General features: G+C 33.1%; 11 protein-coding genes and 1 riboswitch. All 11 genes read left to right on the top strand.

The window, feature by feature from the left end:
* Positions 1-1,497 (top strand): hypothetical protein (locus ACVC2P_RS03320; protein WP_452597067.1); only part of this gene is annotated, 1,497 nt, incomplete at its 5' end.
* Positions 1,498-1,715: 218 nt separating this feature from the next.
* Positions 1,716-1,840, top strand: a riboswitch (SAM riboswitch).
* Between the two features lie 119 nt (positions 1,841-1,959).
* A complete protein-coding gene (locus tag ACVC2P_RS03315) occupies positions 1,960-3,252 on the top strand; it encodes an O-acetylhomoserine aminocarboxypropyltransferase/cysteine synthase family protein (protein ID WP_452597066.1) in 1,293 nt (430 codons plus the stop codon).
* Between the two features lie 101 nt (positions 3,253-3,353).
* Complete coding sequence (gene thrA / locus ACVC2P_RS03310) at positions 3,354-6,752, top strand: bifunctional aspartate kinase/homoserine dehydrogenase I (RefSeq protein WP_452597065.1); 3,399 nt, start codon at positions 3,354-3,356, stop codon at positions 6,750-6,752.
* Positions 6,753-6,757: 5 nt separating this feature from the next.
* Positions 6,758-7,927, top strand: coding sequence for a trans-sulfuration enzyme family protein (locus tag ACVC2P_RS03305; protein ID WP_452597064.1), 1,170 nt, complete (start codon positions 6,758-6,760; stop codon positions 7,925-7,927).
* 40 nt (positions 7,928-7,967) lie between these two features.
* Positions 7,968-8,963 carry a homocysteine S-methyltransferase family protein gene (locus tag ACVC2P_RS03300; RefSeq protein WP_452597063.1) on the top strand — a complete coding sequence of 332 codons (996 nt, stop codon included), beginning with the start codon at positions 7,968-7,970 and terminating at the stop codon, positions 8,961-8,963.
* Positions 8,963-11,647 (top strand): methionine synthase, encoded by a 2,685-nt coding sequence (gene metH / locus ACVC2P_RS03295; protein WP_452597062.1) that lies wholly within the window; start codon positions 8,963-8,965, stop codon positions 11,645-11,647. Before ACVC2P_RS03300 ends, metH begins: the two co-directional genes overlap by 1 nt.
* Before the next feature lie 142 nt (positions 11,648-11,789).
* Positions 11,790-12,746 (top strand): methylenetetrahydrofolate reductase [NAD(P)H], encoded by a 957-nt coding sequence (metF, locus tag ACVC2P_RS03290; RefSeq protein WP_452597061.1) that lies wholly within the window; start codon positions 11,790-11,792, stop codon positions 12,744-12,746.
* A gap of 28 nt (positions 12,747-12,774) precedes the next feature.
* A complete protein-coding gene (locus ACVC2P_RS03285; RefSeq protein ID WP_452597060.1) occupies positions 12,775-13,188 on the top strand; it encodes an RrF2 family transcriptional regulator in 414 nt (137 codons plus the stop codon).
* 114 nt (positions 13,189-13,302) lie between these two features.
* Positions 13,303-13,554: a DUF2061 domain-containing protein gene (locus ACVC2P_RS03280; protein WP_452597059.1), complete on the top strand. Its 252-nt coding sequence runs from the start codon at positions 13,303-13,305 to the stop codon at positions 13,552-13,554.
* Positions 13,542-14,168: a phosphoadenosine phosphosulfate reductase domain-containing protein gene (locus tag ACVC2P_RS03275; RefSeq protein ID WP_452597058.1), complete on the top strand. Its 627-nt coding sequence runs from the start codon at positions 13,542-13,544 to the stop codon at positions 14,166-14,168. Before ACVC2P_RS03280 ends, ACVC2P_RS03275 begins: the two co-directional genes overlap by 13 nt.
* A gap of 6 nt (positions 14,169-14,174) precedes the next feature.
* A partial coding sequence (gene cysD, locus ACVC2P_RS03270) for a sulfate adenylyltransferase subunit CysD (RefSeq protein ID WP_452597057.1) occupies positions 14,175-14,601 on the top strand: 427 nt, incomplete at its 3' end.

Here is a 14,601-nt window from a genome sequence, read left to right as displayed (position 1 = left end):
ACCAAATCCGAAAAACGACAATTTAAGTTGTATGTTGGTCGGTTAGGAGTGAATTCTGACTCTAAATTTTTAAGTGTTTTTAATGTTTTAGATAAAATGGCAACCTATGATGAAGCAGCTATTTTAAAATCTACAGCAGTTAAAAAACAACAGTTAGCCAATGTAAAAGCGCATTTATACAAACAAATTTTAATTAGTTTAAAGTTAACGCCATCGCATCAAAATGTACGTTCTCAAATTAGAGAGCAACTCGATTTTGCCTCTATTTTATACCATAAAGGACTTTATAAACAAAGTTTAAAAATTTTAGATAAAGCTAAAGATCTGGCCATAATTAACGAAGAAAAGAATTTAGCGTACGAGATTGTAGAACTCGAAAAAGTAATAGAGTCGCAATACATTACTAGAAGTATAAGCAATAGAGCAGACGAACTTACCATACAAGCAAAAGAGCTTAGTGCGGCTAATGTTATGTCTAGTAAACTGTCTAACCTATCACTACAATTATATGGATTATTATTAAAAACAGGGTATGTAAAGAACGAGGAGGAGAGCCTTTGGGTTAAAAATTATTTTAATGAAAGGTTACCAAAATACAATATAAAGACGCTTGGGTTTAGAGAAAAACTGTGGTTGTATAATGCTTATTTGTGGTACAGCCTTTTAATGCAAGATTTTTTAAATAGTTATAAGTATGCCTCTAAATGGGTTAATTTATTTTATGAATACCCAGACATGATTCATTTAAACCCAGTATTCTTTCTAAAAGGAAACAACTACTTATTAGAAGCTTTATTTTTCTTAAAAAATAGAGACAAGTTTAAAGAGGTGCTACAACAACTAGAGCTTATAACTGTAGAGAACACTTTGCCTAAAAATGAAAATGTAGAAGCTTTAGCTTTTTTATATATTAATTTAAATAAAATTAATTTACACTTTATAGATGGGACTTTTAAGGAAGGCTTAGAATTAATACCAAAAATGGAAGCCGATTTAATCTGCTATAAAAACAGAATAGACGAACACCATACAATGATATTCTACTATAAGTTTGCAAGCTTACATTTTGGATCTGGAAATAATAGAAAAACTATAGACTATTTGGATAAAATTATCTCTAATAAAACCCTAACAATGCGAGAGGATTTATTGTGTTTTTCTAGAGTACTAAACCTTGTAGCACATTACGAAGCTGGACTAGACTACCATTTAGAAGCTTTATTGCGAAGTACTTATAAGTTTTTAATTAAAATGAACGATTTGCACGAGGTGCAAAAAGAGATGATAAAATTTATTCGAGGGCTACAGGATGTGTACCCGCACGATATAAAAAAGGCCTTTAAAGTGTTACTAAAAAAACTAAAAGTATATGAAAATAGACCTTACGAGGGGAGAGCCTTTTTGTATCTAGATATTATATCGTGGCTAGAAAGTAAAATAGAAAATACACCAGTAGACCAAATTATAAGAGCGAAATATTTAGAAAGTAAAAAATAAGTGTCGTTGTTTTGTGTTTACCAAAAAGTATAACTTTATTTTAATTGATAACGCGATAGTTGTTATGAAATATATTTTGTAATAATTTATTTTTGTAGTTTTTATTTCTGTTTATTTTGAGTTTTCAATTTTATTCTGAAAATTTTTCGGTTTTTGTTTGGAGGTAAGAAATATTTTTTACAATATTTGCACTCACAAAGTTCAATAACTATATTGAAATGTTATCAAGAAAGGTGGAGGGAATAGACCCGTTGAAGCCTTAGCAACCCTTAAGCAATTAAGTAGGTGCTAAATTCTACTTAAAGTAGCGATTCATTTATCGTTAATTTAAGATAGATAACCCAACATAATTACTCATTTGTAATTATGCAATTTCTTATAACATTTTTCTATTAAGTATGCCTTTAACTAGGCTTATTTGGCTTTTGTTTTAATTTATCATTAACTCAAAAACTTAGAAAAATGAGTACACAAAAATTTGCAACGAAAGCGTTGCACGCAGGACATGATGTCAACCTAAATGCAGGAACAAGAGCCGTTCCTATTTACCAATCTACAGCATACGTGTTTAACGACTCGGACCATGCAGCAAATCTATTTGCTTTGGCAGAGCCAGGAAACATTTATACTAGAATTAACAACCCAACAAACGATATTTTAGAGCAACGTTTGGCGGCGTTAGAAGGCGGTATTGCAGCAGTAGCAACAGCTTCTGGAACCTCTGCAATAGCAACAACACTACTAACATTGTTAAAGGCAGGGGACCATATTGTAGCTTCTAATAGTTTGTATGGCGGAACCTACAATTTACTTAATGTAACTTTACCAAGACATGGTATAACCACAACATTTGTAGACCCTTCAAACCCAGGAAATTTTAAAACAGCAGCTCAAGAAAATACAAGAGTATTTTTTATAGAATCTCTAGGGAATCCTAAACTAGATGTGTTAGATATAGAAGCTATATCTAAAGAAGCAAAAGCTTACAAAGTACCATTAATTGTAGATAATACAGTGGCAACACCGTATTTATTAAACCCAATAGCGTATGGTGCAAATATTGTTATCCACTCCTTAACAAAATACATTAACGGAAATGGTACAGCACTTGGCGGTGTTATTATAGACGCAGGAACGTTTGATTGGGCAAATGGTAAATTCCCAGAATTTACAGAACCCTCTGCTGGATACCATGGGTTAATTTATAACGAAACCATAGGAGCCGCAGCATTTATAGCAAAAGTAAGAATAGAAGGCTTAAGAGATTACGGCGGGGCATTGAGTCCATTTAATGCGTTTCAAATTATTCAAGGATTAGAAACATTAGAACTACGTATTAAAAAGCATAGTACCAATGCATTAACGCTAGCAAAATGGTTGCAAGAACAACCCGAAGTGCTATGGGTAAATTACCCAGGGTTGGAAACCAGTAAATATAAAAACTTAGCAAGAAAATATTTGCCTAATGGACAAAGTGGTATTGTTACTTTTGGGTTAGATGGTGGTTACGAATCGGCAAAAAAAGTAGTAGACTCCACAAAATTATTTTCACTACTAGCAAATATTGGAGATACAAAGTCATTAATTATTCACCCAGCAAGTACAACACATCAACAATTAAGTGACGAAGCACAAGAAACTACAGGTGTTACAAAAGATTTAATTCGTCTCTCTGTAGGTATAGAAAATATTGAAGATTTAAAAGCCGATTTAAAAGAAGCCTTTTCTAAAGTTAAAAAACCTGTTCTGGTTTAAATTTTAACGTACAAGAATCTTAGTTAATGTTGATTGATTAGAGTCATGCGTCCTATCCTGAGGGCGTATGGCTCTATAATACGGCACACTTCTAATAGATAATGGATAATTTAAAACACATAACACTAACAGATTTTGGTACCCAAAACGGAGATATTATGGCAACCCTTAAGCTCTCTTATCAATGTTTTGGGCAGCCATTATTTAGCGCACCAATAGTACTAGTAAACCATGCACTAACAGGTAATAGTAATGTTGCAGGAAAAGGCGGGTGGTGGACCGAGTTAGTAGGAGCAAATAAAGTTATAGATACTAATAAGTACACCGTTTTAGCATTTAATATTCCTGGTAATGGTTACGATGGTTTTATTATAGACAACTATAAAGCATTTGTAGCAAGAGATATTGCTAAAATATTTCTTCTAGGATTAGAGCACTTAAAAATTACAAAGCTTTTTGCTATAATAGGAGGTTCGTTAGGAGGAGGTATAGCATGGGAAATGGCGGTGTTAAAACCAGATTTGGCAACACATTTAATTGTTGTGGCTACCGATTGGAAATCTACCGATTGGTTAATGGCAAATTGCCAAATACAAGAACAGTTTTTAGTAAACTCTAGTAACCCCGTTCATGATGCTAGAATGCATGCTATGCTATGTTATAGAACACCAGAATCGTTTAAACATCGTTTTCAACGCTCTAAAAATGAAGTACTACAAATTTTTAATGTAGAAAGTTGGTTGCTACACCATGGTAAAAAACTACAAGAACGCTTTCAACTGTCTGCCTATAAACTAATGAATCAATTGTTAAGAACAATAGATGTCACTAAAGACAGAGGTGCAAATGCAAATGTTTTAGACACTATTCAATCTAAAATAACCATTATAGCGGTTGATTCCGATTTGTTTTTTACAGCAGAAGAAAATAGAGAAACGCAAAAACAATTAGCCTTAACACATACTAACGTAACTTATAATGAGATAAATTCTATACATGGGCATGATGCTTTTTTAATAGAGTTTGAACAACTTGAAAAAATTATAGCTCCCATTTTTAGAGCAAACTCAAAAGAGAGAAAAATGAAAATATTAAAATTTGGAGGTAAATCTTTAGCCAATGGAGAAGGTTTAAACCGAGTAATTTCTATTATAGAAAATAAAGTAAAAGACAACGAAAAAATAGCGGTTGTTGTTTCTGCTAGAGGAAAAGCTACAGACGAACTGGAGTTAATTTTAGAAAAAGCAGTAGAAAACGAAAATTATCTAGAACAATTAGAAGCCTTTAAAAACTACCAGAATTTATTAGCCAATACAGATTTATCTAATGAGTTTTCCAGATTAGATAGTTTGTTTGAAGGCGTACAATTATTAGGCGACTATAGCCAGAAAATTAAAGATGAGGTTTTGGCACAAGGCGAGTTAATTTCTGCAAAGTTAATTTCTGCATTACTAAGAAGTAAAAATATAAATGCCAAAGCAACAGACGCTAGAACATTAATAAAAACAGATGATAACTATGGCAATGCAAAACCAATAGAAGGGGTGTCTAAAAAAAATGTTGTCGATTATTTTAAGCAAAATAATGGAACAACGGTAAACATTGTTACAGGCTTTATAGCCTCTAATAAAGATAATAAAACAACAACCTTAGGACGTAATGGAAGTAACTACACAGCATCGTTATTAGCAAACTATCTAGACGCAGAAGAGTTGCAAAATTATACACACGTAAATGGTATTTATACAGCCAATCCAGATTTAGTACCAGATGCAAAAAAAATTGAGCGATTATCGTTTACAGAAGCTAATGAACTAGCCAATTTTGGAACAACAATATTACATGCTAAAACGATTATTCCATTAATAGAAAAAAATATTCCACTTCGTATATTAAATACATTTAACCCAGAAGATAAAGGAACCATTATAACCTCAAAAAGTAATTCTAAGGGAATCCGTTCTTTATCGGTACTAGACAATGTTGCATTAATAAACATAGAAGGACGAGGATTATTGGGCAAGGTAGGGGTAGACGCTAGAATTTTTAAAGCATTAAGCGCTCAAAATATTAGTGTAAGTATAATATCTCAAGGCTCTTCAGAACGCGGTATAGGCTTAGTTATAGACGCTAAAAAAGCAGCTAAAGCAGTTATTGCACTAGAACAAGAGTTTGAAAACGATTTTTACTCTCAAGACATTAATAAAATTAGTGTTATAGACGACGTGTCTGTAGTCTCTATTGTGGGGCAAGAGCTAAGTACGTTTCATAAACCCTTTAATGCGCTTATAAAAAACCAAGTAACACCACTATTATTTAATAATACAGTTACAGGAGAAAACGTAAGTATAGTGGTTAAAAAAGCACAATTACATAAAGCAGTAAATGTAATACATGGAGAGATTTTTGGAATTTCTAAAAAAATAAACTTAGCCATTTTTGGACATGGTTTGGTAGGCACAGCTTTAATTAATCAAATAATAAATTCTGCTAACGAAATAGAAAAACGAAAAGGAGTAAAGCTTAATATTTTTGCAATAGCCAATTCTAAAAAAGCCATTTTTAATAAAAATGGAATTACAGAACATTGGAAAGAGGAAGTAGAAACACAAGGCCAAAACTATACAATACAAGATGTATATGCGTATGCAAAAGCAAATCATTTAGAGAATTTAATAGCAATAGATAATACATCAAGTCTAGAATTTGTATCCAACTATATACAATTAGTAGAAGAAGGTTTCGATCTAGTATCCTCTAATAAAATAGCAAATACAATAGATTTCAACTTTTATAAAACATTAAGAGAAACCTTAGCTAAGCACCAAAAATCGTATTTATACGAAACCAATGTAGGTGCGGGTTTACCATTAATAGATACCATAAAATTACTACATCTATCAGGAGAAAATATTGTAAGAATTAGAGGGGTGTTTTCAGGCTCATTAAGTTACTTGTTTAATACATTTTCAGCTGAAAATATCCCCTTTTCTACAGTGTTACAACAAGCCTTAGATAAAGGCTACACAGAACCCAATCCAAGAGAAGATTTAAGTGGTAACGATGTGGCTAGAAAACTTTTAATTCTAGCAAGAGAATTGGATTTACATAACGAATTGAGTGATGTTACTATAGAAAATTTAATCCCAGAACAATTAAGAACTATAGAAACAGAAGCCTTTTTACAATCGTTTGAAGAGATGAATACTGTTTTTCAAGACAAAAAAGAAGCACAAAAAGATAATCATGTATTACGATATATAGGAGACTTACATGGAGATTTAGCAGACGAAAAAGGAGCGAAGTTAGACGTGAAATTAGTGTCTGTGCCAAAACAATCACCATTAGGTGCCTTAAAAGGAGCCGATTCTATTTTCGAAATATATACAGAAAGTTATGGCGAAAACCCTATTGTAATTCAAGGCGCAGGCGCAGGCGCATTAGTAACAGCTAGAGGCGTTTTTGGAGATGTTTTACGATTAACAGAAAAAAACAACTAAAAACCATGAGCACTAAAAATATTGAAACCCAAGCCATACGCACACAAATAGAGCGATCACAATACTTAGAACATTCTAATCCGTTATACTTAACCTCTAGTTACGTTTTTGAAGACGCAGAAGACATGAGAGCCTCTTTTGCAGACGAAAAAGAACGTAATATTTATAGCCGTTACTCTAACCCTAATACTACAGAGTTTATAGAAAAAATTTGCAAAATGGAGGGTGCCGAACGTGGTTATGCATTTGCAACGGGTATGTCTGCAGTATTTTCAACCTTTGCAGCATTATTAAATTCAGGAGACCATATTGTGTCCTCACGAAATGTATTTGGTTCAACACAAACCATGTACAATAATATATTGCCAAAATGGAACATTTCTACAAGTTATTTCAAGTTGGATGAAATAGATAAAATAGAAAGCTTAATACAAACTAATACAAAAGTGCTATATGCTGAAAGTCCAACAAATCCAGCAGTAGACATATTAGATTTAGAACGATTAGGACAGATAGCAAAAAAGCATAATTTAATACTAATAATAGATAACTGTTTTGCAACACCCTATTTACAACAACCCATAAAATTTGGAGCAGATTTAGTAATACACTCTGCAACAAAACTAATAGATGGACAAGGCAGAGTTCTTGGAGGAGTAACCGTTGGTAAAGCAGATTTAATACAGCAAATCTATTTATTTTCTAGAAATACAGGGCCAGCATTATCACCATTTAATGCTTGGGTATTATCCAAAAGTTTAGAGACCCTACCGGTTAGAGTAGACAAGCATTGTGAAAATGCATTAAAAGTGGCGACTTTTTTAGAAAGTCATGATAAAGTAAACCTAGTAAAATATCCATTTTTAAAGTCGCACCCGCAATACAAATTAGCAAAAAAACAAATGAAGTTAGGAGGTAATGTTGTTGCTTTTGAAGTAAAAGGAGGTGTTAGTGCAGGACGACGATTTTTAAACGCTATTAAGTTGTTATCGTTATCTGCAAACTTAGGAGACACCAGAACGATAGTAACACATCCAGCCTCTACAACACATGCAAAACTATCTGAAGAAGATAGATTACAAACAGGAATAACAGGAGGATTAGTTAGAGTCTCAGTAGGCTTAGAACATGTAGATGATATTATTAATGATTTAAAACAAGCATTAGAACATTAGTAAGGTAAAAGCGGTGTTTTAAATTAAATACAAATAAGGAATGAGTACTATAAACGAGGACATAAAAAAAAGAATATTAGTGTTAGATGGTGCTATGGGGACTATGTTGCAACGCTATAATTTTACAGAAGAAGATTTTCGTGGCGAACGGTTTAAAGACTATCCAACACCCTTACAAGGTAACAATGATTTGTTGTCTTTAACACAACCGCAAGCCATTGCAGAAATTCATAAACAGTATTTTGAAGCAGGAGCAGATATTATAGAAACCAATACCTTTTCTGGAACTACCATTGCTATGGCAGATTACGATATGGAAGACTTGGTATACGAGTTAAACTACGAATCCGCAAAAATAGCAAAACAAGTCGCTAATGAATTTACAAAGAAAACACCTGAAAAACCACGTTACGTAGCAGGAAGTATTGGCCCTACCAACAGAACAGCCAGTATGTCGCCAGATGTTAACGACCCAGGCTATAGAGCAGTAACATTTAATGAATTAAGAATAGCCTATAAACAGCAAATAGAAGCATTACTAGATGGCGGAGCAGATATATTATTAGTAGAAACAGTATTCGATACACTAAATGCAAAAGCTGCTTTGTTTGCTATAGAAGAAGTTAAAGACGAACGTAAAATAGAAGTGCCCGTAATGCTAAGCGGAACAATTACAGATGCGAGTGGTAGAACACTATCTGGGCAAACAGCAGAAGCTTTTTTAATATCTATATCCCATATCCCTCTATTATCTGTTGGATTTAATTGTGCATTGGGAGCCAATTTATTACAACCACACTTAGAAGCTATAGCCTCTAAAACAAAATTTGCTGTTTCAGCACACCCCAACGCAGGACTACCCAATGCTTTTGGAGAGTATGATGAAACAGCAGAAGAAATGGCAAAGCAAATAGAAGCATACCTAGAGAAGGATTTAATAAATATTATAGGAGGTTGCTGTGGTACAACACCAGAACATATTTCGGCAATTGCAGATTTGGCCGCTAAATATAAGCCAAGACAAATAGGAAGGTAATGGACGATGTTAGATATTTAAAATTATCAGGTTTAGAACCATTGATAATTACGCCAGAAAGTAATTTTATAAATGTAGGAGAGCGTACTAATGTAGCAGGATCCCGTAAATTTTTACGCTTAATAAAAGAAGAGAAATTTGATGAGGCATTAGCTATAGCACGCCATCAAGTAGAAGGAGGAGCGCAAATTATCGATATTAATATGGATGATGGCTTAATTGATGGAAAAGAAGCCATGGTTCGTTTTTTAAATTTAATAGCAGCCGAACCAGATATTTGCCGAGTACCCATAATGATAGATAGCTCTAAATGGGAAATTATTGAAGCAGGATTGCAAGTAGTACAAGGAAAATGTGTTGTAAACTCTATAAGCTTAAAAGAAGGAGAAGACAAGTTTATTTGGGAAGCAACACAAATAAAACGCTATGGGGCCGCTGTTATAGTGATGGCTTTTGATGAGGTCGGGCAAGCAGATAATTACCAGCGTAGAATTGAGATTGCAGAACGATCATACAGAGTATTAGTAGATAAAGTAGGTTTTGCTACTGAAGACATTATTTTCGATTTAAATATTTTTCCTGTAGCAACAGGAATGGAGGAGCACAGAAAAAATGCTATAGATTTTATAGAAGCAACTCGCTGGGTACGCGAAAATTTACCACATGTAAGCGTAAGTGGAGGCGTTAGTAATGTATCGTTTTCATTTAGAGGAAATAATACAGTGCGCGAAGCAATGCACTCTGTGTTTTTATACTATGCCATTCAAGCCGGAATGAATATAGGGATTGTTAACCCTACCATGTTAGAAGTGTATGATGATATCCCTAAAGACTTATTAGAATATATAGAAGATGTTATTTTAGATAGACGAGAAGATGCCACAGAACGCTTATTAGAGTTTTCCGAAACCGTAAAAGGAAAGGTAAAAGAAGATGATGAAAAGGTTTTAGAATGGAGGAATCTGCCCCTGCAAGAAAGAATAACACATGCCTTAGTAAAAGGAATAGATACCTATATAGTAGAAGATGCAGAAGAAGCGCGTAAAAATGCAGAAAGACCACTTCATGTAATAGAAGGCCATTTAATGACAGGAATGAATGTGGTAGGAGATTTATTTGGAAGCGGTAAAATGTTTTTACCACAAGTAGTAAAATCTGCAAGAGTTATGAAAAAAGCGGTGGCCTACCTAAACCCTTTTATAGAAGCCGAAAAAGGAGAAAAACAACAAGCCTTAGGTAAAGTTTTAATGGCTACCGTAAAAGGAGACGTACACGATATAGGGAAAAATATAGTAAGTGTAGTTTTAGGATGTAATAATTACGAGATCGTAGATTTAGGTGTTATGGTACCGCCAGAAAAAATTATTGAAACCGCTATAAAAGAAAATGTAGACATTATTGGATTGAGTGGATTAATAACACCATCGCTAGATGAAATGGTGTATTTGGCAAAAGAAATGGAGAGAGAAAACTTTTCAGTGCCGTTATTAATAGGAGGCGCAACTACATCCAAAGCACATACAGCTGTAAAAATAGATACACAATATAAAAATGCAGTAGTACATGTAAATGATGCCTCTAGAGCAGTAACCGTTGTTGGCGATTTATTAAATAAAAAAACAGCAAATGCCTATGTTGTTGAGTTGAAAAAAAACTATGATGAGTTTCGGGATAAATTTTTAAAAAGAGGCAAAACTAAAACCTATATCTCAATAGAAGAAGCAAGAAAAAGAAAATATAAAATAGATTGGAATACAACCGAAATTGTAAAACCCAAAACAATAGGCATTCAATCCATTCAGGAATTTAACATTAACAAGCTAGAGGCCTATATAGATTGGTCACCGTTTTTTAGAAGTTGGGATCTACATGGCAAGTACCCAGACATCTTAAAAGATGAAATTGTGGGAAAGCAAGCCACAGAATTATTTGCAGATGCACAAGAACTACTTAAAAAAGTATTTAACGAAAAGCTATTAAAAGCAAAAGCTGTTTTCGGATTATTTCCAGCCAATACAGTAAATGATGATGATATTGAAGTTGAAAAATATGAAGAAGAAGAAAAAGAGCAATATAAATTTTTAACACTTCGTCAACAACTTAAAAAGCGAGAAGGAGTACCTAACCATGCATTAGCAGATTTTATAGCGCCAAAAGAAACAGGTATTCAAGATTATATAGGCGCCTTTTGTGTTAGTACAGGCTTTGGAACCAAAGCACTGGCAGATCAATTTGAAAAAGAAAATGACGATTATAATTCTATTATGATAAAAGCATTGGCCGATCGATTAGCAGAAGCTTTTGCAGAATATTTACACAAAGAAGTAAGAACCAAACATTGGGGCTATGACCAAAATGAAAACCTTACAAATAACGAGTTAATAAAAGAAAACTATAAAGGTATTAGGCCAGCGCCAGGCTATCCAGCTTGTCCAGACCATTTAGAAAAAACAACAATTTGGAAACTATTAAAAGTAGAAGAAACCATAGGTGTAAAACTAACCGAAAGTTTAGCCATGTGGCCAGCAGCTAGTGTTAGCGGTTATTATTTTGGAAATAAAGAAGCAAAATATTTTGGGTTAGGAAAAATTAAAGAGGACCAATTAAAAGATTACGCTAAGAGAAGAGCAGTAACAGACGCTATGGCTAGAAAATGGTTAAACCCCAATTTGGTAGGGACCTAGCAAAGAACGTACAAGTTAAATGAAAAAGCACAAATTAGAAATAAGGTTTGTACTACAAATACTATTGTTAACCACATTAGCTTTAATAGTCGCTTACCTTATTTAAAACTAAAAAAAAGAGTACGCGCAAGCGAATATAAATATGAAAGTCACAGAACATATAAAACAAGCAAACGGGAAAACACAATTTTCGTTTGAGATTTTACCCCCTTTAAAAGGACAGAATATTCAGTCTATTTTTGATAATATAGACCCATTAATGGAGTTTAATCCTCCATTTATAGATGTAACATACCATAGAGAAGAATACATATACAAAGATTTTGGAAACGGATTACTTAAAAAGCAAATTGTAAAAAAGCGCCCAGGAACGGTTGGTATATGTGCAGCCATTCAAAATAAGTACAGTGTAGATGCCATTCCTCATATATTATGTGGCGGATTTACAAAAGAAGATACAGAAAACTTTTTAATAGATTTAGATTTTTTAGGAATAGATAATGTTATGGCTCTGCGTGGAGATGCAGTAAAAAATGAAACCTATTTTACACCAGAAAAAGAAGGGCACAGTTATGCCAGCGAACTAGTCTCGCAAATTTCAGACTTAAATAAATCTACGTATTTAGATGAAGAATTACAAAACTGTTCCCCTACCGATTTTTGCATAGGTGTAGGTGCATATCCAGAAAAGCATATGGAAGCACCTAGTCTAGACAGTGACATTCATTTTTTAAAAAAGAAAATAAAAAATGGAGCAGAGTATATCGTCACTCAAATGTTTTTTGATAATCAAAAGTATTTCGATTTTGTAGATAAATGTAGAGCAGAAGGCATTACTGTACCAATAATTCCAGGCTTAAAACCAATAGCAACAAAAAAGCAGTTAAACTTATTACCACACCGCTTTCATGTAGATTTACCAGAAGCTTTAATACAAGACATTATTAAATGTAAAGACAATAAGCAAGTAAGACAAGTTGGGATAGAATGGTGTATAGAGCAATCTAAAGCTTTAAAAAAGAAAGGCATTCCTGTATTACATTATTACTCTATGGGGAAAAGTGATAATATTAAAGCAATTGCGACTCAATTGTTTTAAGTCGTTAAAAAGTATTAATTTTGTCCGTATGCTTTCAAAGAAAACAAAATACGGAATAAAGGCTATTGTATATTTAGCGAAACAAGAAGATAGAACGCCAGTTCAAATCGCAACCATTTCTAAAGAAGAAAGTATCTCCCTTAAATTTTTAGAAAGTATTTTGCTAACACTACGTAAAAATGGGCTTTTAGGCTCTAAAAAAGGTAAAGGAGGAGGATATTACCTGCTAAAAGAACCTAAAGAAATTAATATGGCTAATGTAATGCGGGTTTTAGAAGGACCAATAGCAATGGTGCCATGTGTGAGTTTAAATTTTTATGAAAAATGTGACGACTGTCCAGATGAAAATGCATGTGCAGTACATCGTTTAATGATTCAGGTAAGAGATAACTCATTAGAGATTTTCAGAAATACAACATTAGCAGATTTAGCAGATTTATAAATTTTTAACAATGCTTTTTTACTAAACCTTAGGTTTATATAAGTATAATTTATATGTTTGCATCATTATCCTAGTAAGTTGATAGGGTAAATAGGAATTAAAATATTTTATAATATGAATACTGCTTTAGAAATGAATAGAGATGTAGAAGTGAAAAAAAATATCTCAGAAGAAAAATTAAAGAGAAGTCTAGTAAAAACAATTAGTTGGCGAGTTGTGGGAACCATAGCTACAGTTGTAATCTCTTACATAATAACGGGCACTTTGGCATTAGCGTTTTCAATAGGCGTTATAGAATTAATATCAAAATTAGTGTTGTACTTCTTTCATGAACGTGCATGGAATAAAATAAAATGGGGGAAATAATGACGTTAGATATAGATAAAGTAAATAAAACACTAGAAAGTAAAACACCTTTACAAATAGTACAATGGGCAATTGGTTTTGCTAAAAAACCTATAGTAACTACAAACTTTAGACCTTACGAAGCAGCAATTTTAAATATAACGAGTGCTGTAAAAAAAGACATAAAAGTCATTTGGTGCGATACAGGATATAATACCCCAAATACCTATAAACATGCAGAAGTACTTATAAAACAATTAAACCTCAATATAAAACTATATGTACCTAAACAAACAACAGCACACAGAGATGTTGTTTTAGGAATACCAAGTGTAGAAGAATCAAACCATAAAATTTTTACCGAACAAGTTAAGCTAGAACCCTTTAAAAGAGCAATGGAAGATCATAAACCAGATGTTTGGTTTACAAACTTGCGTAGAGGCCAAACCTCTTTTAGAGACAGTATAAATATAATATCTCAGGACAAAAATGGAGTGCTTAAAGTGAGTCCGTTTTATAACTATACAGATGAAGAGTTAGATAAGTATCTAGAAACACATAAGCTGCCAAATGAATTTAAATATTACGATCCAACAAAACAACTAGAAAATAGAGAGTGCGGTTTACACGCATAAAAAAAGATGAAAGATACAGCAAGTATAAACCCGTTAGAAAATGAAGCTATTTATATAATAAGAGAAGTAGCTGCCCAATTTGAAAGACCAGTACTCCTGTTTTCAGGAGGAAAAGACTCAATAACTTTAGTGAGGTTGGCTCAAAAAGCATTTTACCCAGCAAAAATTCCATTTCCTTTAATGCATATAGATACAGGACATAATTTCCCAGAAACTATAGCATTTCGAGATCGACTAGTTAAAGAATTAGATTTAGAATTAATTGTTAGAAATGTTCAAGACTCTATAGACCAAGGAAAGGTAAGAGAAGAATCTGGAAAATACTCTAGTAGAAATGTATTGCAAACCACAACACTTTTAGACGCAATAGAAGAGTTTAAGTTCGATGCATGCATAGGAGGCGCTAGAAGAGACGAAGAAAAAGCAAGAGCAA

The sequence above is a fragment of the Pontimicrobium sp. MEBiC01747 genome, from assembly GCF_053601635.1.
This window is presented reverse-complemented; position numbering and strand designations above follow the sequence as displayed.

Excerpts from the sequence above, each read along its gene's own strand:
- ACVC2P_RS03315 (WP_452597066.1), top strand. The coding sequence starts at position 1,960 with ATGAGTACACAAAAATTTGCAACGAAAGCGTTGCACGCAGGACATGAT.
- thrA (WP_452597065.1), top strand. The coding sequence starts at position 3,354 with ATGGATAATTTAAAACACATAACACTAACAGATTTTGGTACCCAAAAC.
- ACVC2P_RS03305 (WP_452597064.1), top strand. The coding sequence starts at position 6,758 with ATGAGCACTAAAAATATTGAAACCCAAGCCATACGCACACAAATAGAG.
- ACVC2P_RS03300 (WP_452597063.1), top strand. The coding sequence starts at position 7,968 with ATGAGTACTATAAACGAGGACATAAAAAAAAGAATATTAGTGTTAGAT.
- metH (WP_452597062.1), top strand. The coding sequence starts at position 8,963 with ATGGACGATGTTAGATATTTAAAATTATCAGGTTTAGAACCATTGATA.
- metF (WP_452597061.1), top strand. The coding sequence starts at position 11,790 with ATGAAAGTCACAGAACATATAAAACAAGCAAACGGGAAAACACAATTT.
- ACVC2P_RS03285 (WP_452597060.1), top strand. The coding sequence starts at position 12,775 with ATGCTTTCAAAGAAAACAAAATACGGAATAAAGGCTATTGTATATTTA.
- ACVC2P_RS03280 (WP_452597059.1), top strand. The coding sequence starts at position 13,303 with ATGAATACTGCTTTAGAAATGAATAGAGATGTAGAAGTGAAAAAAAAT.
- ACVC2P_RS03275 (WP_452597058.1), top strand. The coding sequence starts at position 13,542 with ATGGGGGAAATAATGACGTTAGATATAGATAAAGTAAATAAAACACTA.